The 23,488-nt window shown below is 39.5% G+C and carries 17 protein-coding genes; 3 read left to right on the forward strand and 14 right to left on the reverse strand.

Translation table 11 applies throughout. From position 1 onward, the window contains the following. From GY23_RS05640 to GY23_RS05690, 11 genes are all read right to left on the reverse strand, one after another. A partial coding sequence (locus tag GY23_RS05640) for an S-layer homology domain-containing protein (protein WP_075618256.1) occupies positions 1-3,640 on the reverse strand: 3,640 nt, incomplete at its 3' end. 265 nt (positions 3,641-3,905) lie between these two features. Beyond that, positions 3,906-4,772: a GNAT family N-acetyltransferase gene (locus GY23_RS05645; RefSeq protein ID WP_075618257.1), complete on the reverse strand. Its 867-nt coding sequence runs from the start codon at positions 4,770-4,772 to the stop codon at positions 3,906-3,908. Between the two features lie 493 nt (positions 4,773-5,265). Continuing rightward, the gene (locus GY23_RS05650) at positions 5,266-6,285 is read right to left on the reverse strand and encodes a LacI family DNA-binding transcriptional regulator (protein WP_075618258.1); all 1,020 of its coding nucleotides are present in this window, start codon (positions 6,283-6,285) and stop codon (positions 5,266-5,268) included. A 95-nt stretch (positions 6,286-6,380) separates the two neighbouring features. Continuing rightward, the gene (locus GY23_RS05655; RefSeq protein ID WP_084544032.1) at positions 6,381-8,477 is read right to left on the reverse strand and encodes an ADP-ribosylglycohydrolase family protein; all 2,097 of its coding nucleotides are present in this window, start codon (positions 8,475-8,477) and stop codon (positions 6,381-6,383) included. 22 nt (positions 8,478-8,499) lie between these two features. After that, the gene (locus GY23_RS05660) at positions 8,500-9,654 is read right to left on the reverse strand and encodes an ADP-ribosylglycohydrolase family protein (RefSeq protein ID WP_075618259.1); all 1,155 of its coding nucleotides are present in this window, start codon (positions 9,652-9,654) and stop codon (positions 8,500-8,502) included. 12 nt (positions 9,655-9,666) lie between these two features. Continuing rightward, entirely contained in the window at positions 9,667-11,124 is a 1,458-nt protein-coding gene (locus GY23_RS05665; RefSeq protein WP_075618260.1) for an extracellular solute-binding protein, read from the reverse strand. 51 nt (positions 11,125-11,175) lie between these two features. Continuing rightward, positions 11,176-12,066, reverse strand: coding sequence for a carbohydrate ABC transporter permease (locus GY23_RS05670; protein WP_075618261.1), 891 nt, complete (start codon positions 12,064-12,066; stop codon positions 11,176-11,178). Between the two features lie 3 nt (positions 12,067-12,069). Then, entirely contained in the window at positions 12,070-12,972 is a 903-nt protein-coding gene (locus GY23_RS05675; RefSeq protein WP_075618262.1) for an ABC transporter permease, read from the reverse strand. Next, positions 12,941-13,867: a ribokinase gene (gene rbsK, locus GY23_RS05680; protein WP_075618263.1), complete on the reverse strand. Its 927-nt coding sequence runs from the start codon at positions 13,865-13,867 to the stop codon at positions 12,941-12,943. The genes GY23_RS05675 and rbsK overlap by 32 nt, the downstream gene beginning before the upstream one ends. 12 nt (positions 13,868-13,879) lie before the next feature. Then, the gene (locus tag GY23_RS05685; RefSeq protein ID WP_075618264.1) at positions 13,880-14,191 is read right to left on the reverse strand and encodes a DUF4387 domain-containing protein; all 312 of its coding nucleotides are present in this window, start codon (positions 14,189-14,191) and stop codon (positions 13,880-13,882) included. 12 nt (positions 14,192-14,203) lie between these two features. Further along, positions 14,204-15,553 carry an acyclic terpene utilization AtuA family protein gene (locus GY23_RS05690; protein WP_075618265.1) on the reverse strand — a complete coding sequence of 450 codons (1,350 nt, stop codon included), beginning with the start codon at positions 15,551-15,553 and terminating at the stop codon, positions 14,204-14,206. Positions 15,554-16,527: 974 nt separating this feature from the next. Here GY23_RS05690 and GY23_RS05695 point away from each other — a divergent pair. Both GY23_RS05695 and GY23_RS05700 read left to right on the forward strand, forming a co-directional pair. After that, a complete protein-coding gene (locus GY23_RS05695) occupies positions 16,528-17,424 on the forward strand; it encodes a PucR family transcriptional regulator (RefSeq protein WP_075618266.1) in 897 nt (298 codons plus the stop codon). Positions 17,425-17,536: 112 nt separating this feature from the next. Then, positions 17,537-18,634, forward strand: a complete 1,098-nt coding sequence (locus GY23_RS05700) for an ABC transporter ATP-binding protein (RefSeq protein ID WP_075618267.1) — start codon at positions 17,537-17,539, stop codon at positions 18,632-18,634. 113 nt (positions 18,635-18,747) lie between these two features. Here GY23_RS05700 and GY23_RS05705 read toward each other — a convergent pair whose 3' ends face one another. Beyond that, complete coding sequence (locus GY23_RS05705) at positions 18,748-19,431, reverse strand: nuclease-related domain-containing protein (RefSeq protein WP_245827593.1); 684 nt, start codon at positions 19,429-19,431, stop codon at positions 18,748-18,750. A gap of 793 nt (positions 19,432-20,224) precedes the next feature. Between GY23_RS05705 and GY23_RS05710 the strand changes: the two genes are divergently transcribed. Beyond that, a complete protein-coding gene (locus tag GY23_RS05710; protein WP_075618269.1) occupies positions 20,225-20,665 on the forward strand; it encodes a YhfM domain-containing protein in 441 nt (146 codons plus the stop codon). A gap of 139 nt (positions 20,666-20,804) precedes the next feature. On the opposite strand, the gene GY23_RS05715 is transcribed toward GY23_RS05710, so the two are convergent. Both GY23_RS05715 and GY23_RS05720 read right to left on the reverse strand, forming a co-directional pair. Continuing rightward, positions 20,805-21,470, reverse strand: a complete 666-nt coding sequence (locus GY23_RS05715; RefSeq protein WP_075618270.1) for a ribonuclease H family protein — start codon at positions 21,468-21,470, stop codon at positions 20,805-20,807. A gap of 240 nt (positions 21,471-21,710) precedes the next feature. After that, entirely contained in the window at positions 21,711-23,225 is a 1,515-nt protein-coding gene (locus tag GY23_RS05720) for a DUF2628 domain-containing protein (protein WP_075618271.1), read from the reverse strand. Between the last annotated feature and the right edge of the window lie 263 nt (positions 23,226-23,488).

A 23,488-nucleotide genomic window follows, 5' to 3' on the forward strand; every position in this document is an offset into this window, starting at 1 on the left:
CTGTTTTGGCTACATCAGCATTTGCAATTGTTAAATTTGCTGACTCCATTGCTTGTGCCATTTTAGTGATCAGGACTGCTGTTTCATTGTTAAGGACTGCGGTTGCACTCGCTAATTTAGCCGATGCTGTATCTATATCAGCTCTCACTTTAAACGATTTGTTCACCGCTGTTTTTAATTCAGAAATTGCGGTATTTACTGCGACGTAGCTTGTGTCAGTCGTTAATCCGTAAGCTGCTGAATATGCTGCTTTGGCTACATCGGCATTTGCAATTGTTAAATTTGCAGACTCAATTGCTTGTTGCATTTTAGTGATCAGGACTGCGGTTTCATTGTTAAGGACTGCGGTTGCACCCGCTAATTTAGCCGATGCTACATCTATATCAGCTCTCACTTTAAACGATGCTTTCACCGTTGTTTCTAATTCTGAAATTGCTGTTTCTACTGCGACGTAGCTTGTGTCAGTCGTTAATCCGTAAGCTGCTGAATATGCTGCTTTGGCTACATCAGCATTTGCAATTGTTAGATTTGCAGACTCAATTGCTTGTTGCATATTAGTGATCAGGACTGCGGTTTCAACGTTAAGAACTGCGGTTGCACTCGCTAATTTAGCCGTTGCTGTATCTATATCAGCTCTCACTTTAAACTCTGCTTTTACCGCTGTTTCTAATTCTGAAATGGCCGTTTCAACCGCGACGTAGCTTGTGTCTGTCTTTAATCCGTAAGCTGCTGAATATGCTACTTTTGCTACATCAGCATTTGCAATTGATAAATTTGCAGACTCAATTGCTTGTTGCATTTCAGTGACCAGGACTGCTGTCCTATCGTTAAGGACTGCAACTACACTCGATAAATTAGCCGTTGCTGTTTCAATATCTGTTCTTACTTTAAATTCTGCATTAACCGCTGTTTCCAATTCTGCAATTGCTGTTTCCACCGCGACGTAGCTAGCGTCTGTCGTTAAGCCGTAGGCGGCACGATACGCGATTTGCGCTAAATTGGCATCTGCAACTGTAAGGTTTGCAGACTCAATCGCTTGTTGCATTTCGGTGATCAAGACTGCTGTTTCGTCGGTAAGGACGGCAACTGCACTAACTAACTTAGCCGTAGCCACATCAATATCTGCACTCACTTTAAACGATTCATTCACTTCTGTTTCCAACTGTGAAATAGCTGTTACAACTGCCACATATGTTTCATCCGTTGTTAACCCGTAAGCAGCACGATACGCAGCTTTTGCTAAATCCGCATCCGCTATTGCTAGATTTGCAGACTCAATTACTAGTTGCATTTCAGTGATCAGGACTGCTGTTTCGCCGCTAAGGACTGCGACTGCACTCGATAAATTAGCCGTTGCTGTATCAATATCAGCTCTTACTTTAAATTCTGCATTCACTGCTGTTTTCAAATCTGATATTGCGGTTTCTACTGCAACGTAGCTTGTGTCAGTCGTTAACCCGTAAGCAGCACGATACGCAACTTTTGCTGCATCAGCATCCGCTATTGCTAGATTTGCAGACTCAATTGCTTGTTGCATTTTACTAATCAAAACTTGTGTTTCTGCTTCCATTACGGCAACAGCACTCACTAAATTAGCCGTTGCTGTATCAATATCAGCTCTCACTTTAAACGTTGCGTTCACCGTTGTTTTTAACTCTGAAACTGCAGCTTCAACTGCCACATACGTTTTATCTGTCGTTAAACCGTAAGCAGCACGATAGGCAGTTTTTGCTGAATCGGAGTCTGCAATTGCTTCATTTGCAGAACCAATCGCTTCCTTCATCTCTGCGATTAAGACTTCAGTCTCTTGTTGTAATGCTGTTACTGCACTGACTAAATTAGCGGTTGCCGCTTGAATGTCCGACTTGAATACAAACGTTGCAGTTAGAGTCTTTTCTAAAGCGATTAAGCTCGTTTCAACAGCCACATATGTTTTATCTGTCGAGGAACCATAAGCCTCTATATGTGCAATTTTTGCTGAGTCTGCAGTCGTTTTAGTTAAGTTTGCATTTTCAATGGCTTGCTGTAAACCAGGTTCTATAGGCACTGGACTTAAATCAGGATTCAGCACTCCATTGATCTTTTCAATGAACTTTTTCACAACGTCATAGTTTTGGATCAAGGCACTTATTTGAGTCCCTTCAGGAATGACAATATTTCCAATCATCAAGCCTACTTTTAAGATGATTTTCGCATTAGGGTCAGTAACTTCCAAATACTGTATTCTTCCATTAAAATCTAAGTTTATGACTCTATTATTCCCGTTCGGTTGCACAATTAGTTTATTAATAATTGCGTTACCATTCAATAATACATTCTCAGTATTGAAGATATTGAGCTGATTAATTGAACCCGATATCCCGACGTTATTAGCACCAATTTGAAGATTGACTTTGTTGACAGTCACTCCAGAAGTTGCTGAAATGCTCGCATTTGCAGAGATATTCACCTCATTCAATACGGTCGATCCTGTTGCTTCAATGGAAACATTTGCTTTGTTTACGTTCACTGTATTTAGTTTAGAACTTTCTAGGATGACATGAGAAAGCTCATTCGCTGCAGCCATTTGTAATTCATCGACAGATACGGTTTTAGTTAATGTTTTATAGAATTTATCGTGGCTCGCAATCTTTGCACCGTCTGAAATGATAGTCGTTTTTCCTTCAACCGATACATGATCGGCAGTAATCCGATTTTGAACCTGTGTCCCAATTTCAAAATTACCCTTAACTACAAGATTCGAAAGTAAAACGTAATCAGCACTAATCTTCAAATCTCCAGCAATTGCAGCACCACGTGCGTTCAATTCCACCGCTGCATTAAAGGTTCCATTATTAGTCAATTCTAAGTAAGTAATGGAAGTAATAACCCCAGCTTTTTCAACAAATTTGATTTTGGCATTTTTCAAAGCATTCGCATTGGATGCATTGAAAATGGAAGCCAATGATGGGTCTACTTTATAACTAGATCCGTTAATTGTAATGGTTTGATCCGTTACTTTTTCGATTATGAAAGGTTTAACCGATTGCGTTTCTGCACGGAACATAAATAAAGCGATTTGTCCCCTAGTTAGGGCTTGATTTGAACCAAAAACAGTCGGAGAAACCCCCTCTGTGATTTGATTTTCGATCAATGCTCCGACATATCCACTGTACCAAGAGTTCACATGTACATCTGTAAACTTTGTTGCGGGTTCTTTGTTTTCTGTTAATCCGTAAGCCAATGATAGGACTTTCGCAAATTCTGATCGAGTAATCGGTTCATTCGGCATAAAGCTATTTTTCGTTTTCCCTTGAAACACGCCAGCTTCAACTAAAGCTGCCACTGCCTCGTAGTACCAGACTCCTTTTTTCACATCAGAAAAACCAGGATCCTTTGAAACCTTTCCTTTCAAATTCATGGACGACGCAACAATCGAAGCCACTTCAGCTCGTGTAATCACTCGATTTGGTTTAAAAGTACCGTCTGTATATCCCTTAATCGTCCCTTGACCAGCTAAATAAGCAACCGCTTCATAATAGACATTTCCTTTTTTTACATCCGTGAAATCTTTGGCATCTGCGTACACATTAAAAGGCACCAAAGATGTAGCTACAACAGCAGTCGATACAGCTGCTGCTAAAAAATGATAACGAGACATCGATCTTTTCAGATATAGCCCTCCCATTTCCAATAAGGCATATTTTCCTAGATTCAAGACACTGTGCAAACGTAGATACAGGCATCATATCATGACTTTCGTTCTAATTAATCTAACTTTAGTAATATTCACGCAACTTTTTTGTTTCTTTCGAACTACATATAGGTATGTTAAAAAACATGATTTAGTTCGTACAAAAAAAGCGATCGAAGTTTTAGGATCGACCGCTATCTGCAAAAGATATGCTATTGAGGGAACTATGAAATTACCCTAATTCTTTATGGGTTCGCCATAATGTTTCACTTTCCAAAGGGGCGTTACTTAAATAACGTTGTGCAAATTGGACCATTGGTTTGTTCCGATCTTCTACAAAGAAAATGCCGTTGGTATAGTTCGATTTTGCAATCACATGCCGACTTGTTTCTGCCAATAATACTACTCCTTGACCTGTACGCTGATATCTCGGATACATATACATCGTTTTAAATAACACTGTATCTTGATTAAAAGCCTCAAGCATCAACCATCCCGCTAGTTTTCCTTTATATCTGACTAGCAAACTCAGTTCTTTATCAATCAGTTCTTCTTCCGGGAATGGGGAAAACATCTCGAGAAACACAACATCTACTTCAGATTTTACTTTTTCCCTCTCAGCTGGAGTAATCGATGTCCACGGCTCAATTTTATACCCCTCGGGGAAAGTGAGTGTCATCCATTCCAATTCCATTAAATACGCTAATGGACCTTGTCGAATATGAATTCCTGGTTGAGGGCTTTGAAAACCACAGCTTTCCAGAAATAGATGTATGTCCATTTGATCTTTTTCTGGTAAGAACTCAACACTCAAAAATCTAATCTCGCTCGACTGTAAGGTTTGTTCAAACGTTCTGATCAAACCTTTGCCAATTCCCTGTCTTCTAAAATCAGGAGTTACATAAATCATTTTTACATGTGCCACCGATTGGTTACTATCCAGCTCGGCTAATGCCAATCCAACCGGACGCCCTGAAAAGGTGGCTCCGATTGCATACAGGGAAGAGGGAAATTCCATAAACAGTGCTTTTGCTTCAGGTAATACGAAATGTGAGAAGTTCGATGAAGAGGTTTGATCTAGATGTACGTATTCTAACAACTAATTGACCTCCTTTTATTAGCATTCCAATGAGATTCTTAGATTTTGCAGTCATATTAGAAAGTATCTTACCACAATTTAGGTTACATATAATTATTTTTCGTAATTTTCTATCATTTGTTTTAATTCATTCGAACTACATTGTAATAGGTATGGATACATGCCTTCGTTCATGAAAAAGTGCGGTTTGAATGCACAATTTCAACTCCGATTATATAAGTAAATGCCGTGGGCAAGTTTGATTGATTTATCGTGACTTAATACTTTATTCCTGGTTTTTTTGATTTATTCCTGTTCACTGAGTATTTTTTCTCACTTGCGATACATTGTTTCTACACAAAAACACCCCTCAAAAGAAAGTATGAGGAGGCTAAGTTGTTTAATTTTCGCTGCGTTACTGTTTGGAGAGTAGCTGCAAATCCCAGTTTTTCAGAAGTAAACGCCAAAAAGCCCGACTGAGCAACTGCCCACTCGAACTTTTTACTGATCGATCCTATTCCTGACCTTTTTTGTAGCCTAAAGTAGACTCTCTTTTCCTTAATTGCACATCTAGCTTTGTGTATTCGCTGTTAACATTCTTTTTTTCAATCATATCAATCAGGTGTGTGGTTGCCATGGCGCCTAATTCGAAAATCGGTTGTTCGATCGTGCTGATTTCTGGGGCAACCATTTCTGTCAATTTGATTCCATCAAAGCCAATGATCGCTACGTCTTCCGGAACACGTATGTTCATTAATTTCAACGTTTTTAAGGCGCCTATGGCCATAAGATCATTGGCTAGAAAAATCCCATCACAATTGGGATAGTCAGTCATTAACTGCTTCGTGAGTTTTTGACCGCTTTCCAATGAGAAATCCCCCTCGTACACAGGTGTCTTCTGTTTTGGAAAATATCTTTCTATCGTTGCCGCATACCCCTTCAGACGCTCGGATGATGAAGGATATGAGTTCGGACCACTGATGTGGGCAATCTTCTTACAGCCTACCTCGATCAAGTGCTCGACAGCGAGTCTTGCTCCTTTGTGGTTATCTACACCAAAAGAATTGTTTTCATCATCTTCCGCAGCACGGTCAATGCGTACAAAAGGCAGGTTCATATTTTCCATCCCTTTTAGGACATTGCCGGTGAATTGAAAGGACACTAAGATCAAGCCATCGATAAAGCGGCTTTCTAGGTTTCTCCAAAATCCATTTGAATGAAGGACTTCTTCCTGTGTATTAATTAACACTAGATTGTAGCCTTTTTCTTTGGCTAGTCCTTCTATGGAAACAACCAATTCAGGAAAGAACGGATTGGTAATGTCTGGAATGATCAGTGCAATGGTATTGGTTTTTCGATTGGATAAACTTCTGGCAATTTCATTCGGCTTATAATCCAGACGAGCCATCACATCTTTGATTTTTTTCTCAGCCTGTTCGCTGATTGACCCTTTTCCGTTTAGATGCCTAGACACGGTAGCAATGGATAAACCAGCCTCTTTTGCCACGTCCCTGATCGTTACATTTTTTTTCACTCGAGCTCAAACTCCTTGTCACACATGTATTAGATAAGATAAAAAGGCTTAGAGAAAAGCCGAGAACCGATTCGACCCACTCTAAACCTTTCAGTTTAATTTATTTCCTTCACATGAAACGAGAAGATATCGGTTTCTCCCTTATCAAGACACCCAATTCCAACCATTCCGGAAGACAATTGGTGATCTTCATGTTCAATTACTAGTTGATCATCAATAAAGAAGCGAATCGAACTTTTTTTGAATTCAACCTTAAAGCAATAGTTTTTCCCAGCGTTCCATTCAAATGGCACGGTAGCCAATCTCTGATAGCCAAAATCATTTAATAGTAAGGATACTTTCCCATCACCATCAAAACCGACAAGATAGTGTCTTTGCGTTCCTTGAGCTCTGAAAATCAGGTTGTGGCTACCGCCAGTAATTGCTTGGATTTCAGCTTCAAGGATCGCATCTTTCGTGTAATAGTTTCCTGTATAACTTGAACAATTGTCCTCACATATACACTTCATTTTATGATCACTAAGCAGCCACTGGCCATTTTGATGAGCAAATGGCGTGACACATCTGTATTCGATCACTTGCTTTGAAAAATCGATTGAATACTCGGCTTTTCCGTGAATGTGGAAATTCTTCAGAAATACGGAACCAAACGCGCGTTCCAGTAAGATTGATGGACTCTCAAGAATGTAGCCAATTTCATCAATCATGGCGCCTTCCGTATTCGGGAGTGTGAACTGGATGTGATTCCAAGCCTGATTGTTAAGCTCGATTTCTTCCAATTTCACGCATTCTTTTGAATAGGTATTACGGATATATGGAGTGATGAAGATACCCGATCCTTGCATTTTATCCAAATAGATGTCGACTGACACTTGTTGCCCGCTATATGCGGTTGGTGCAAAAGTAGGTTTATATTTCTCATCATAGAATTCTTCACGTCGATAGAAAGGCTTGTAAAATATCTTGGCTTGGTCGCCTTCAAACATTCTATCAATAATGACTTCCAATGAACCGTCTCCCACTTGATCGCTATGACGCAAGAAGGCTTTAAATGCACGATCCATTTTGAAGCCATGAGTAGATCCGGGCATTTCGAAATCAAAAAATACTTCACCTGGTTTCACTTTATCCACAAGCTTTTCAGGAGGAGTCTCCCCTGCCATTTTATATCCTAACAGTGCAAGTTCTGCTGAAAAAGTTGGGATATCAAGTATATTCAAGTAACCAGATACACTAGAAGCTACGATGCAATCGTTTATCGGCTCTCTGTAGTGTGCTGGAATGCTGTCAATTCCACCTAATACACCTGTGATTGTTCCAACATTTCCAGCATTACAGTCGGTATCCCATGAACACATGGTAGCAATCTCTATGGTTCTAGCAAAATCACCTTCTCCATAAACTAGTGCTAGAATACAAACTCCCGCATTCGGAATGATGTGACAAATGCCAGGGTATTTATCGTAGCCCCATTCGTCTTCAAGATATTGACGGCAAGCCCGGAAATCGTTCGGATTTTGCTTATGAAAATCCAACACAGCATGGACAACTTTGGCGTAAGTTGAATCTGCAGGAATCATGGATAATCCAGCATCGATTGTTTCATCAACCGATTTTGCCGAGTAAGCTTTCGCAATAGCCGCTGCCATAAATCGAGCACCATATAGACCTTCTTTATCATGTGATACACTGGCAGCCATTTCTGCATAGTGAGCTGCTTTTTCGATATTGTCCGGGAACATCAACCCCCAGGTGTCAATGAAGATTTGCCCGCCGATTTGCTCAGCCAAGACAATTCCATTTTGTTCAACTGAACCTGATTCAGGTGCTTTGATCCCTCTTTTTAAATTGAGATAAGCGCGATGCTCTGTGCTTACATCTTCCCCGCCCCACCAAATCATGCCGATGCCTTCGCGACAATAATTGAGCCATGCTTTTCCTACGTCATCTGCTTGCATCTCTCGATTATATGCATCATCATAGAGCGCTCTAATAAAGAAAATAGGCCCATTAGCATCATCATCAGCAGAAAACATAGTATAGTCTTTTACATATCCTTTAATTTCCCCATGCACTTGTAAAATTCGTTCGTAAGTCCACTCCGCTGGTTCCAATGGTGCACCGAGACGAATTCCTACGTTCATTCCCAAGAATCCCGCGTACACCTTCTCTGCATATTTTTCGGGTATCACGTGATCCACTCCAATTCATGTATTAACGGTTAAATAAGGAAACTCGCTTATCGTTCAGAGCAAGATCCTCTTTTATGATCATTTCAGCCACTTCAGCGAACTGCTCCGCCAAGTACGTGTAATTTGTTTTATTGGTTTCTTCAAGCAATTGGATATCTTCGCTCTTTAGTGTACTAACGCCGTGCATCGCTCCAAGAATGACACCAGCCATTACACCAATCGAGTCTGTATCACGACCTGAGTTAATGCCGTCATAAATCGAATTGTAAAGGTCGCCATCATTTAACACGATGAATGCCAATGCCATTGGTAGTTCCTCGATTGAGAATAGTCTGCTCGGTGTATAGTGATTCGAAGGAACCCCTATTTTTTCAAATTTGCGGTGAACATCGTCTTTCATAGGAGAATACTTAGCCATCTCCCCATGAAGGACTTCGATTACCTCATCCATTTCTGCTTGACGATCGCGTAAATCTTTTGCAGCATCGGTCAAATCCTTGATGGCTGCCTTTGTGCCATCCTTCGCATACAATAGCGCTGTTTCAATGATTTCCTCGACCGTTACATTTGCTTCAAACGCTTTCGCTACGCAGGCGGCTAGAACTCCAGCCGCCTCCAAACCGTAACTACTTTGGTGTCCGATCGCGAAAAGAATCGCTTCATCATACGCTGCTTTAGGATTCCCTGCGTTCACCACGCCGATTGGTGCGATATACATCGCGGCACCACAGTTGATCATATTGCCGATGCCGCCTTCTCTTGGCTCACAGTTCGCTAACACATGTCTGATAAAGATATTTTTCTCGGGATAAAACAAGCGATCCATGATCATGGCTTCTTTGCCGAATTCAGGAATGAACGTCTTTTTATAGGCAATTTCTTTGACGAATTCATTCCCCATATCATAGGCATCTAGATGTCTTTTCTCTGTCATATAAACGTTCATTAACGCAGTCGTCATTAACGTGTCGTCTGTAACAATGCCGTTGCCACGCATTTTCCCTTGGGTTACTTCAAATGGAGCGTCCGCCTTATACCATTTTGTCTTTAAGGATTCGACGCGACCATATTGTTTTTTGATTTCTTGATAACTTAATTTTTCAATCGTTGCTCCCATTGCATCACCTAATGCTGTGGCTAAAACAACTCCCTTTACTCGATCTTGAAAAGAAATCATATTTAAAACCCCTTACTTTAATTGTTCATTCGCATATTCAGTAATTTCGTCGCCACCAGCTTTTTTCCATTCTTCAACGTATTTATCGAAGTCACTAACTGGGCGTTTTCCTGTAATTACATCAGCTGAGAAGTCTTTGTAGATGTTTTCCATCGCATCCCATTTAGAAACAAATTCTTCTGGAATAATAAAGTTGTTATCTGCACTGTAGTATTCATTTGCAAGGTCTCTAGATTCTTGAGCTGGCACACTTAGTAATGGTGTTACAAGTGGTTTTTCAGTTTCAAATGCCTCTGGCTCCCAGAAACGTGAGTACCATTCATTGTAATATTTCTCTGTTAATTCGTAGCCAGCGTCTGTTACGTTGTAATGTTCGCCTTCAAAACCTAGACGATCAAATAATTGACCTTCAGGACTTGCTAAATAATCAAGGATTTCAAATACCGTATCTTTGTGTTTTGATTGTGAAGAAATAGCTACACCGCGCGACTCTTTTGTAATGTCAGTTGCATTGAAGCCTTGGAATTCACCTTTTGCTGGAGGAAGAACGACAACTTCTGCTTCTGCACCATTTACTTGTTTCATTTTTCCGTTATAGATATCAATGATTTTACCGTTAGTTCCAACAATCACACCTGAATCTCCATCATAGAAAGCTTCTTCTTTTGTATCCCATTGTTTTGTTAAGTACTGAGGATCCAATAAGCCTTCTTCATATAATTCATTGTAGAACGTTAATTTCGCTTTTTCTTGTTCTGAAATCTTAGAGTTGATATATTTGCCATCTTCTTCAAGCCATGTTTGGTTTAGACCGAAAGCCATTTTGAAGATGAAATCTAGTTCAGAAATATCGCCAGCTACTGTTACAGCATTTGCAGGCTTGCCAGCTCCACCAGGAGGATTAGCAACTAGTTCTTTGAAGAATGTATGATAATTTTCAATTGATGGATCGGCCATTAGTGCTTCTGAACTAGCTACACTTTCAAACCAATCTTTACGAATAACCGGTGTTTTTGAGTCAAGTGGCTTAACCCAAAGTAGGTATGGATAGTTTTTCAGTCTGTCAACGTTATGTGGCAGCATTGCGTCCTTGATGTATTCAGATTTCTCAACATAAGGAGTTAGATCTTCTAGCAAATCTTGATTCGCAATTTGTTGATCCCCACCTTGGAAGTAAATCAAGTCTGGGATATCTCCACTCATTAATAATAAATTTAACTTTTCAGCATAGTTTCCTTGTGGCATTTCCACTAATTCAAACTTAACGTTAATGTCTTTTGCATCTTTTAATTTCTTAGCTAAGTTATCAAAATATGATACTGCAACTGGATTTGATGGACCTTCGTCTTTATAGGCAACTTTAATTGTTGCAACTCCATCTTTGTCTACCTTCGCATCTTCTTTTTTATCACTACAAGCAGTAGCGAATAGCATGACTAAAGCAATGATCAATACGAGCAATTTCTTCATTATTGTTCCCCCTAATATTTTGTTATTTCAATTAAACATGAACACCTGCAATCAATCTTTCACTCCGCCCTCCAGCGCCCCTTTCGCATAATACTTAAGAATAAATGGGTAGAAAATAAGCAGTGGTACTATGGAAATAATAATTGTTCCCGCTTGGAGTGAACCAAAATCTAGTGCTTGAACTTGATCATAAGAAAGGACATTTTGCGCCCCAAGTAAGGTGGTATTGTCTCTTTCTACGACAAATTGTCGTAAGACTACTTGTAACGGCCACTTATTTGGGTCCGTTAAGTATATTGTCGCTCTGAAATATTCATTCCAATGATAGACCCCATAAAATAATCCCAATGTAGCCAAACCAGGTTTGGATAACGGCAGCATGATTCTTGTGAAAATCCGGAAATGTCCGGCACCATCAATGCGTGCCGCTTCAAGGATACTATCAGGTACATCCTCGAAAAATCTCATTAATATAAACAGATAGAAAATGTTAATCGCTTTATATAGTAGTAGAGACCAGTAACTATTCAAGAGACCAAGATCTTTTACAAGAAGATATTCAGGAATAAGACCTGGTTCAAATACCATAATGACAATTAGGAAGAGAATCACAAATTTCTTTCCTACAAAGTTGGTTTTCGCTAACACATAGGCTGCGAGAGCCGTTAAAAACAGATTGAGTGCTGTCCCACAAATGGTTAGGAACAGACTGTTGAATATACTCCGCACAATCAGTGGATTTGAAAACAGCACCTCATAGTTGATGAAAGAGAATCCTTGTGGAAGAATCCCTAGCCCGCTAAGTTTATGCACTTTCAATGGATCCGAAAAGGACATCGCCAACAAGTTCAGAATCGGAATTAAAACTGAAAATGAAAGTAACAATAAGATTGAAGCGATAATAAACTGAGACCATGTAAATTTCTTAAATATACGACGCATCGCTTACCACACTCCTTTCCCCGTTAGCCTTTTCGAAACAAAGTGCGTGCTGAGAATTAAAATAACCCCAATCACACCTTTAAACAAACTGGCTGCCGTGGCATAAGCATATTGCCCGTTGAGTATCCCGATTCGATACACATACGTATCGAGGATATCGATTTTGCTGATGGTTGAGTCATTGATCAAGTTAAATACTTGGTCAAAACCAGCATTCATGAAGAACCCTAAATTCAGGATGAACACCACTACAACCGTATTCATCAGCTGTGGCAACGTGATAAACCGCATCTGCTGGAACGTCGTAGCACCATCAATTCGTGCCGCTTCATATAAGGCAGGGCTGAATTTCATGATGGCTGCGAGATAGATAATGGAATCCCAACCTGCACTGCGCCACATTTCAGAAAATACGAGCACCCATCGAATATGATCTTTACTTGTCATAAAATCGAGTGAAGGCAGTTGGAAAAAGTTTCGGATGACATTCACGCCACCGTCAACTGGACTTAGTAAACTAATCCATACACCTGCAATGACGACCCATGAAAGGAAATGGGGCAAATAGACAACAGATTGTATGTATTTTCTGAACGGACCGTTTCTAAGTTCATTGATCATCAATGAAAGGATGATCGGGATCGGGAAGAAGAATATCATTTTCATTGAGCTGATGATGACTGTATTTTTCAACACATCCATAAAAGCAGGAGAACTGAGCAATACTTCAAAGTGCTTCATGCCGACCCAAATATTATCCCCAATAATTCGGTAATCTTGGAAAGCCAATTTCATTCCAATGATTGGAATGACATGGAAGATTGAAAAATATAAGATGGCCGGAAACAGCATCAGGTAGATAACCCAGTCTTTTTTAATTCGTTGGAATATGCCCTTTTCGGTCATGGGAAAGCTCCTTTGTCATAATTTGGTCTACTTCTTGTCGATTGGGCATTCCAGCTTGAGCACCCCTCTTTCGAACTGACAAGGCTGCGGCTATATTTCCAAAACGAATACTTTCGCTTAACCCTTTTTCATCCGCAATTGCAGCGGCAAACGCCCCACAGAATGTATCTCCGGCACCCGTTGTGTCAACGGCATTTACTGTATGGGCCGGGACATGGATGATTTGATTTCCATCAAAGAATTTAACCCCGTTGTGCCCCCATGTAATCATAAGCTGATTTGGATAAAGAGACAATGCTTCTTCCATAGTTCCTGACTGATTGAGAACCACTTGATACTCATGTTCATTCGGTGTCAGGTAGGTGATTTTTTCAAGAATCTCCTGTTTGATCGACAACGCTGGAGCTGGGTTCACGATAATCGTCTTGTTGTTCGCGTGCAAGATTGGAATGAGATATTCAATCGTTTCCATCGGGATTTCAAGTTGGAAGATAAAGATATCATGTTCCAAGATTCTTTCTAAGTGCTCCTTTACATAGACCGTATTCGTAAAGTTATTCGCACCCGGAATCACGATGATGCGATTTTCCGAGTTACTGATTTCAACGAATGCCGCACCAGTATGAGCGTCATCTGTGAAGTTTAGATAAGAAGTATCGATTTTCTCCTGACTGAATGTCTCTTTTACAAACTTCCCATGATCGTCATTGCCGACAGAGCCAAAGAATGAAACTTCAGCACCCAAACGTGAAGCGGCCACTGCCTGGTTGGCACCCTTGCCGCCCAGTGCCATGAAAAAGCTGTTCCCGAGAATCGTCTCTCCTGACTTCGGAAGTCGGTCCATCTCCACAAAAAAGTCACTATTTATACTGCCGATGACTGCGATTTTTTTCATAAGTCCAACACCCTAATCTATTAGTATGTTCATCAATGGAGCGTGCTGCTGTGCGCCATAAACATCACGGTCGCCTACTGTTCCAGAAGAAACGTCTCTCAGAATCGTGATTTTTATCCCCATTGCTGGATCAAAGAACACAATATGTCGAACTTCGTTTTCCGTAATGTTATACAGGTCACAGATTGTCTCCATCGAAATTTTATTCGAATCTTTCACTCTTTGATATTTTTCTGCACTATCAAACAAAATATCCATCGTCAGCTCAAATGGTCCTGAGTTTTTACTTCTTAATACCTTTGCCATATCGAATAGTGTTTCCATGGTTGCAAGCTCCTATCTATATTCAATTGGAAACGGATTCGTTTCTATCTCCATCAGGTGATAGACAGAGAACTCATATACGGGTCCGAACTCGATGTCACTTGGTGCAAATGGAAAAGCAAGATTTCCTGCTGTAGACTTTCTCTTTTCATGTGCAAAATGCAAGAAGGTTGATCTAGCTGTTGCACAAATACTGTTGGCTAGCTCTTGATCTTTTCCAATGACTTCTATCATGACACCGATTTCATGTCCACTGAAGACCGCTTTTTCCTTATTTCCAAGTACTGCGTTCATTCCATAATTATAAAAATTCACATCGTAATCACTTTGTGGAATTTCATCATAATAATCATTCACCTGTTCTTTGACTCTGCGTTCAATGTCATCGATGTTTTCCAACAAAATTGGATCTCTTATACCGGCTAATACAAATGTACGATATGCTACTTTTCGTGCGCCTTCCAGCTTAATGAAATGTTGTTCAGCTGGAATGTACTTACTATTCGAAACCTCTACGATTTCGCCTTCCAATTCTTTAAATTCGCACTCTTTTAAGTCCAATGTGAAACCAGGACCGTGCAGAATGTAAGGATGTTCTTTTTCATAGAATGTGTGTGCAGCAACCGAGATTGGCGTACATCTGCGTGCTGGGTTCAATGATTTCACCTTAAATGAAGTGTCCCCAATCATCCCCAAAATACTATCTTTCGTAGTTCCAGGTTCTGCACAAAGCGCTCCACATTCAAGGATCTTTCCTAGATGGTATGAAAGACCAGGATCTTTCCCATGGAAGATTCCAATAGCCGCAAACGGTGAAGGGTCATATGCTCTTCCGCAGACAATAATATCTGCACCCTCTCGTAGGGCTTCAAGGATAGGCTCATGTCCCATTTGTGCCACAATGCCATTTGTCTGTTCGATGATTTCATCTGTCAATGCAGGGATGTTCGGGCTTAACGGATTGACTTTCCCTTGACGATTTGCTTCGATGACCATTTCATTTGGAATATCTGCCCAAATGATGGCAATCTTCGCTTGTAGATTTTGTTCCTGTAAAATTTCATTAATGATGTCCAATGTCCACTCAACATGGACGCGAGCCCCTGCTCCACCGGCTGAACCAATGATGATTGGTACTTTTTTAGGAACGCCATTTTCAAGGATAATTGTTAAATCTTTCTTTGCAGCGCGTCTACTGACAATCGACACACCAGCTCCAAGTTTATGAGGTCCCGCATCAGTTGACCCGGCATCCACCACTATCCCATGTGGCTGTTCTTCCATCCCTCTTAAAAATGATTGTTCGGGAAATCCATATCCCAACATACCGCACGGAGATAAAATTTTTATTTCATTGGTCATTAATGGTCACCTCTCTGTATTTACAGCTATTTTATATCATATATCAGTTCTTTAGTTACTAGTCTTGTAACCGGTTACATATTGATGAAAAAAATAAGACTCCTAATGTAACCGGTTACAAATATAATAATTCTCAATACTCTAACAGTCAATAGAATTTTATAAATTTATATATTAAGAGTGTATTATTGCGAGGGTGAGTTCATACGTGGAAGGTGATTTTTCCTATATAACGTCCATAATTCCTACGTCACGATCTATTTTTCCTACGTGACCCTAGATTATTACAACTGAGCAGTTGCTCAGTCATATCGTAATCTTGTCTTTCACAAAAATACCCGCTAAGCGTCAGCGTGCGGAGCATTCAAAGGTTTTCGAGTGATATAAAAAACCGCTGAATGGGGCTATGCGCTACGCTCGGCAGCCTTTTCTGTGAAGGGAAGAATCGAAAAACTTTCTAGTTTGAGCTAATTCCTACGTGAATGGCAATTTTTCCTACGTGACCGCCCAATATTCCTACGTCACGATCTATTTTTCCTACGTGAACCTTGATTTTTACAACTGAGCAATTGCTCAGTCATATCGTAATCTCGTCTTTCACAAAAATACCCGCTAAGCGTCGGCGTGCGGAGCATTCAAAGGTTTTCGAGTGATATAAAAACCGCTGAATGGGGCTGTGCGCTACGCTCGGCAGCCTTTTCTGTGAAGGGAAGAATCGAAAAACTTTCTAGTTTGGGCTAATTCCTACGTGAATGGCAATTTTTCCTACGTGACCGCCCAAAATTCCTACGTCACGATCTACTTTTCCTACGTGACCCTAGATTATTACAACTGAGCAGTTGCTCAGTCCATAAGGATTAATAATTACTATCTAAAAAGAGAGGGTATACCTAAAAATCCTTTATACTGATAAGAACAGTTAAATTCAATCCATATTTATGAGTAACTCGCATCGATAAAGGAGAGCCGTCGCAGTGAAGACTAAATTAACCGAATTATTCCCATCGTACCAGCTATTGTCCGAATGCCCTGTTGAGGACGATAACGAGTCGTACATATTTCACAATACCTATACGAATAATTATATGAAGATTAAAAAGAAAGAAGTATCTGCTCGCGAATTCGCTTTGCTTTTATCTTTATATAAATTAATTACAATAAATACTAGAGCCAGTGATTCCGTATCGAAAAAATGGATTCAGTTTTTGTATGAAAATGGTGATGCGCCAGTTAAAGAAACAACCGATATCCGAGTCATTCAACTCCTATATCAAACGGACACCGTCAAAGAATCTGATTTGGAAGAAGCGGTCACGGCCTACTTTGGCGATTCTTTGCAACTCGTCGTCCTCTCTTCTCAAGAAGCAGTCCTTATTGAACAGAGGTCAGAATATATTCAGACTGTCGAAGATTTCTCTTCTTTTCTAGTTGCACTTGAAAGTGATTTCTTTATTAACGTAAAAATGTATATTGGAAAATTCCATTCGATATCTCCCCCCTTCTCCAGTCATTTCTTAACCGAAAAAGAATGGTTTAGTAAAGGGATCTCGACAATCCGGGCTGAACGAATCTACACGATGGAAAAAGTGTTCCCGTTTAGCTTGATTGCCCAAATGTCTGATGAAATGAAAGAAATCATCATCAAAGAAGTGCTGCTGCCAATAAACTATGACATGGAGTTACTGCAAACGATGCAACAATTTTTCGAAAGTGGCTTCAATGCATCAGTTACAGCAAAGAAATTGCATGTCCACCGCAACACGCTACAATATCGCCTGACTAAGTTTCAGGACATGACGGGTCTGTCCATCCGTAACTTTGATGGTGCACTGGTTGCGTTTTGTGCAAGTTTAATTGCCACCGAACAATAATCCAACGTGCACAATGAAACTATCAAAATATTGTGCACTTGGTACATATCCTTTTCTTGCAACTATTTGTTAGGCTTGTTTTATAGAAAACAAGCCTAAAGGGGTGCTGACCATGGCGAAAATGGTGCTAGAAAATGTATTTAAAATTTATGATAAAAACGTAACCGCTGTATCGGATTTCAATATAAGTGTAGAAGATCAAGAGTTTATTGTTCTAGTTGGTCCTTCGGGATGCGGAAAATCGACGACACTTCGGATGATTGCAGGTCTTGAAGAAATCTCTAAAGGAGAATTTCGCATCGATGACAAGTTGATGAACGACGTCCAACCAAAAGACCGCGATATCGCAATGGTGTTCCAAAACTATGCGCTTTATCCTCATATGACCGTCTATGATAATATGGCTTTCGGCTTGAAATTAAGAAAGTTTAATAAAGCGGATATTGATCAACGTGTGAAAAATGCTGCTGAAATTCTTGGTCTAGAGACTTTCTTGAAAAGAAAACCAGCAGCTTTGTCAGGTGGGCAACGTCAACGTGTTGCACTCGGTCGTGCGATTGTACGTGATGCTAAATTATTCTTGATGGATGAACCATTATCAAATCTTGATGCCAAACTACGTGTTCAAATGCGTGCGGAAATCGCTAAATTACACCGTCGCTTGAAAACGACAACGATTTACGTAACACATGACCAAACAGAAGCGATGACGATGGCGAGCCGTCTAGTTGTAATGAAAGACGGATTTATTCAACAAATCGGGACGCCAAAAGAAGTGTATGAAACGCCTGAAAACGTATTTGTAGGCAGCTTTATCGGCTCACCTGCGATGAACTTCTTTAATGGGAAAGTTGTTAATGGCTATTTCGAGGTTGGGAAAGTTAAGTTGAAAATCCCTGCAAATAAACTGACTCAATTGATTGATCAAGGATACAATGGCAAAGATATGATTATTGGGGTAAGACCTGAACATATTTCGGAAGATGCTTCGTCACTGGCTAAATTTGCCGAATCTACAGTGAATGCACATGTGGAAGTTTCTGAATTAACGGGGGCTGAAATTATTATTTATTCATCGCTCGAAGGTCAACAGTATGTGGCACGTGTAAGCTCAGAGTCATTTATCCAACCTGGTCAAAATCTTAAACTTGCGTTTGATTTAGATAGTGCTCATTTCTTTGATAAAGATACTGAGAGTCGTATTCGATAATTAAATTTGAAACCTTAAATAGGGCTGCCGATAATTACGGCAGCCCTTTTTGTTTGCATATCCTTTATTTCAGACGTAGATTTCTATTTCCCATGCGTTTTCCTTGTAGATATTTACAAATTTTTCGTTTGCAAATGTTTAATATGGGCGTTTTTTACACCATCATCAACACGAACATAACTTTGCAAATAATTATATAATTGGTCAACCTCTGCGATGGTCATAAATTTATACGAGCTTTCCATATCCCGCATAATTATTTTTGTTAATGCATTTCGTTTTAGCACGATCACATTTGGAGAACTGACCGTTATTTTCTTAAGTGTACAACGTTCACTGAACACAATGTAGGACTTAAAGAGGTTGTCGTCTTCTAAATCTATAACGGATTTTAAAGCACTGATATGCCCTTTATTCTGCCAAATGGGATTATAAAAGTGATTTTTTTGCCTGTTCTCAAAAGTCTGCATCCAATTTTTGCTCTTCTCATCACCAAAAATCCAGCCACTATAATTCTTTGATTCAACTACATAAATACCTGTTTGGGAAAGCATGATCAAATCAATCTCTGTTGTGGAGCCGTCTTTCTTCGGTATGTATAGATTGGTCATGAGCTTATGAGGACCTTTCAACTTTTCAAGGATGACAAAAGTCAAAAACTCCCCATGGTTTCCTTTATCTAATAGGGTTTTCCAAAAGCTATTTCCACTTGCTGCTTTGTATTTCGAGTTTTTATATGTAAAATACTTTGGTAAAATAATTGCAGCAATTATGAAAACCGGAATCAAATAACCCAACATTATTCCCATTACTATCTTGTCTCCATTCCTTGATATAAGTAAAGCGACTGGATTTCGGCCTCTCCGTTCTGATGTTTATCACGATTGATATTCAAGCTTCGCTAAAGGGAGAATCATGCTGATAATATTTTGGTCTTCTTCATTAAATTTCGTAATGAATGGGCGATTGATCTTAAGCGTCGAGATCAGATTCTTAAACTTGGTTAAATAATTTAGGGAAGAATAGCTGGTCTTTCGATTAGTACCTATTAGTTTAGCACCTATTTATGTAAATATATTGAATTTATTATATGTCCAACTACTCATTTTCGCAACCAATTTATTACTAAAACTGTAAATTCTCGAGTAAATTGAAAAAGAACCGGATACCTTTAACGGATAAGGTACTCAAAAACTAGGTTGCCAATGTTCATGCCATGTAGTCATTTGCTCATACTTAAAAAGTTTTTCAGATAGGTCCCTTCACAGAAGAAGATGCCGAGAGTTACGACAAGCGTTATTCTGGGGTTTTCCATCACTAAAATAAAAAGAGAGTACCATTAGAATACATACGTATTCCCATGGCGGCTCTCTTGGCTGTAGTTTTATTAGGCTCTATTAAAGAACAAGGTTGATTAATCATGAAGGAAATTTGAGAATGGGTTTCCCTATATAATTTTGCGCTGGATATTTATATTAAAATAAATATAAGATCGTGAAAGTGTCCACTTAAACTAACGAGGCAGGTTAGTTCAAGAAGGAATTGTTACTATTTTGTCGGTCATTACGTCTTATAATTGAGGTGAAGTTGATGAAAAGATTGTTTGTTTTAATACTTGCAATTGGACTTATTTTAGTTGGATGTAATCAAGATGTAACGTTTAGTAATGATGAAAAAACCAATGCGACGAAAGACAGGGTTTATAGCAATTCGTGGGATGGCAATCCCATAATTGTTAAACAAAAAAACGTTAATGAGGATTACGAAAAAGTTAATGAAGTAACTGATAGTATTGAAGTAGAGAAAGTAATAGAAGCCTTGGGAAATGCGGACTGGCAAGAGAATATTAAAGTAGATATACGTCCCCCAGATTATAGTTTTACTTGGAATTCATATAAACACAACGTTTGGATAAATGAAGAATCTGATAGATTAGAACTTATAATTGAAGGGCAATCAAATTATGGAACTTTATCTAAAGAATCTTCTAAAATTGTATTCGAAATCTTGACAGGCAAAAAACGCAAGTAACCAGGTTGACTTATTCAACTAACGGGTGCTTTAGTAAAAATAAGACAGAAAAAAATGAGCTTGAAAATGCTTATCCAAGCTCATTTTTTTCTATACAAAACCAACTATTATCTTTAACATAGCCTTTTATTAAAGCAACTTAATTATTCCCACCCAACTCACTAGTGGCGGTTATATCTACTCCATTTAGTGCCTGGGTAGCGAGTCGATCTGCTTCTGCGTTTGACTTTCTTGGTACCAACTCAAATTCTGGTTGGATGCCAAGGTTTTTTAGTTTTTCATCAATGCGATCCGCCCAATTTGATAAGTCTCTCTCGAGTGCCGGCCAATCGCCTTTCATTTGATTGATGACCACTTGCGAATCTCCGATAAAGTGTACCGGCATATGATGGACATTTAGTAGTTCGAGCTCTTGTATACTCAGAAAAAGTGCGGCATATTCGGCCTCGTTATTGGATGTGAGCTCAGCAGAAGGTGCGTTTCGACGCAACCTGTATGATTTCCCACTTTGCTCATAATAAATGACACAACCGAGTCCTGAGTTGCTGGTTGGATGATCGAAACCACCATCAAAATAGACTTTAACATTATGCGGTTCGGTTTCGATTCCTTTTAGATAGGCTTTTAACTCTTTGACCGTCCAGGTGCTGTCGAATCGGTCAGTAAGTGTCATGCTTTTTGTACGCTTGGTACGCTCCAAGTCTTCCACAATGAGCAGCGCATGTGCTGCTGGCATTTCATCGGAGTGGAATGTGGTTTCAGTACCCTTGGGTGTTTTGTATTGCCATTCAATTCGGATATGCATCAATCAGTCCTCCTTACTCCTTTGAGTTGGTCTATAAAACATATTTCCTTTTCATACACATATAAACAGGATTAGTTTCCCCAAAGTAGTCTTGATTTATAAATCAACCCATAGTAAAAGGCCAGACCGGACATCGTATTAACTAATTACGTGCAACTTAAGTGGTCTTCAACAGGTATGCCTTCGAGGTTAAAGGCATTTACGAAAATGGAAGCCATTGAATTTGAACTGGTAGTCGGGTTAATCAAATGTGTAAAACTCTTCACTAGTGGTTACTTGATATGGAGAAAATTCTTCAATCCTTCCACTTAATGTAGTGTCGTATTCCAAACCATCAGGAGTGAATCGATAAATATCAGTTCCAAACACACGGTAACCAGTTTCGTAAAACAATTCCATCCATCCATCTTGTTCGATGTCATAGAGGTATAGAACTGGTGCATTGTCAGCACTCACTGTAGTGGAAGCTCTACTTCCATCTTTGAACTCAACTGTGATTTCTACATTAGAATTGGAGTAACTGTCATCTTCATCAGTACCGCCTGTAAATGTAACGGTTTCTAACAATCCATCATTGTTTACATCAATATCCTGAGTTTCATAAAAACCGAACATGTCAGGAGCTTCCAAAACGAAATAGTCAAATGCAGCTGGGACGGCATCTTCTAAAGTTTGATCACGATTCGTTTCATCAAAATACGATACGGACTCTACTTCACTTGTCGAAAACTTCCATGTCCCGTCTTGTGGTTTAAATGTATGAATGAGAATCGAATCATTATCTCGGAAGTCATCTCCTCCCTCTAACAATGTTGTCGTTTGTGTTAATCGTACTTTTACTTGTTCATCTGTTACTGATAGGAACTCAATATCACGTATGTCATAGGCAATGTCATAGTAGTCAAACAACGATTCGATTGTCTCTTTCGTTTGTTCGTATAACGAAATGTCACTGTTTTTATGGATCATGGACATATACTTTTCCTGGTCTTCACTTTCAAGAGCCCGTGTATTTTCTTGGATAAGGTCCAAAATCTCTTCTTCAATAATCGATTGTGAATCTTCTACATCTGATGTTTGACGGGAAGCATTCACTAGCAATGCTTCCTGTGACTGGTTAATGGAAGGAATATACGTGAAAATCACCATCGTCACCACTAAATAAAGTGCAAATAACCCTAGTGTCAAAAATACACCAGTCCAACTACCATTACCTTTCAACTTAATGTTGTGTTGTAGTTGTGCAGGATCCTGGTAATAACCCTTCATTTTATGAATGTTCTTGTTGGCATGATGGCGGTAAAGGGAATTCCCCAAAATTCCTAATGTACACCCAACACCAATGCCAATTGCATTACTCTGATAGGTGTCTTCTATTCCAAGTAGGGCCATTCCTAGATCAATCACCATGAAAATACCCAGCATGATGAAGATAGGCGTGAACATCTTGCGATAACCCAACCAAAAAACCCCAAAGATAAATGCTGCCCAATTCCAGGTATAATCCTTTTTAGACCATTTATGTAAGTAATAATCCTGCTTTTTTCCTCCTACAAACAGCCTCAGTAACTGTTCGTCACTAGCGGAAGTGCTATTTAGGAGTGATGGTTCTTGATGATCGCTACTTCTGGAAAGTACTCCACTGTCTTCTTCTTTGCTAAGATTCACTTCTTTTTTTATCGAAATCGCATTTCCACAAACTTGGCAAAACTTTGCTTCATTATCTAACTTTGAACCGCACTGACCACAAAACACGTACTCTCCTCCTAATAATTCACACTACATATAGTTATATTCTACTAAATTTATAAATAATTTAATAGTCTAAATTTACTGTGATTGAAAAGCGGTTTATTGGTCCAACGTTGGCAAAGTGACTGTCTGGATTAAATGATTTCTTCAGCACCTTATTAAGTATGTAGTAGAAGCTAACGTTATTCAGAGGTCACCTCGATTTTTCAGATATAACCCTCTAAAAGTCAGATTGAGCCATTGCTCACCCTTCTCATGCCAACAAT

Source organism: Paenisporosarcina indica (assembly GCF_001939075.1).
Lineage (GTDB): Bacteria > Bacillota > Bacilli > Bacillales_A > Planococcaceae > Paenisporosarcina > Paenisporosarcina indica.

Excerpts from the sequence above, each read along its gene's own strand:
- GY23_RS05660 (WP_075618259.1), bottom strand. The coding sequence starts at position 9,654 with ATGATTTCTTTTCAAGATCGAGTAAAGGGAGTTGTTTTAGCCACAGCA.
- GY23_RS05665 (WP_075618260.1), bottom strand. The coding sequence starts at position 11,124 with ATGAAGAAATTGCTCGTATTGATCATTGCTTTAGTCATGCTATTCGCT.
- GY23_RS05670 (WP_075618261.1), bottom strand. The coding sequence starts at position 12,066 with ATGCGTCGTATATTTAAGAAATTTACATGGTCTCAGTTTATTATCGCT.
- GY23_RS05675 (WP_075618262.1), bottom strand. The coding sequence starts at position 12,972 with ATGACCGAAAAGGGCATATTCCAACGAATTAAAAAAGACTGGGTTATC.
- rbsK (WP_075618263.1), bottom strand. The coding sequence starts at position 13,867 with ATGAAAAAAATCGCAGTCATCGGCAGTATAAATAGTGACTTTTTTGTG.
- GY23_RS05685 (WP_075618264.1), bottom strand. The coding sequence starts at position 14,191 with ATGGAAACACTATTCGATATGGCAAAGGTATTAAGAAGTAAAAACTCA.
- GY23_RS05690 (WP_075618265.1), bottom strand. The coding sequence starts at position 15,553 with ATGACCAATGAAATAAAAATTTTATCTCCGTGCGGTATGTTGGGATAT.
- GY23_RS05700 (WP_075618267.1), top strand. The coding sequence starts at position 17,537 with ATGGCGAAAATGGTGCTAGAAAATGTATTTAAAATTTATGATAAAAAC.
- GY23_RS05710 (WP_075618269.1), top strand. The coding sequence starts at position 20,225 with ATGAAAAGATTGTTTGTTTTAATACTTGCAATTGGACTTATTTTAGTT.
- GY23_RS05715 (WP_075618270.1), bottom strand. The coding sequence starts at position 21,470 with ATGCATATCCGAATTGAATGGCAATACAAAACACCCAAGGGTACTGAA.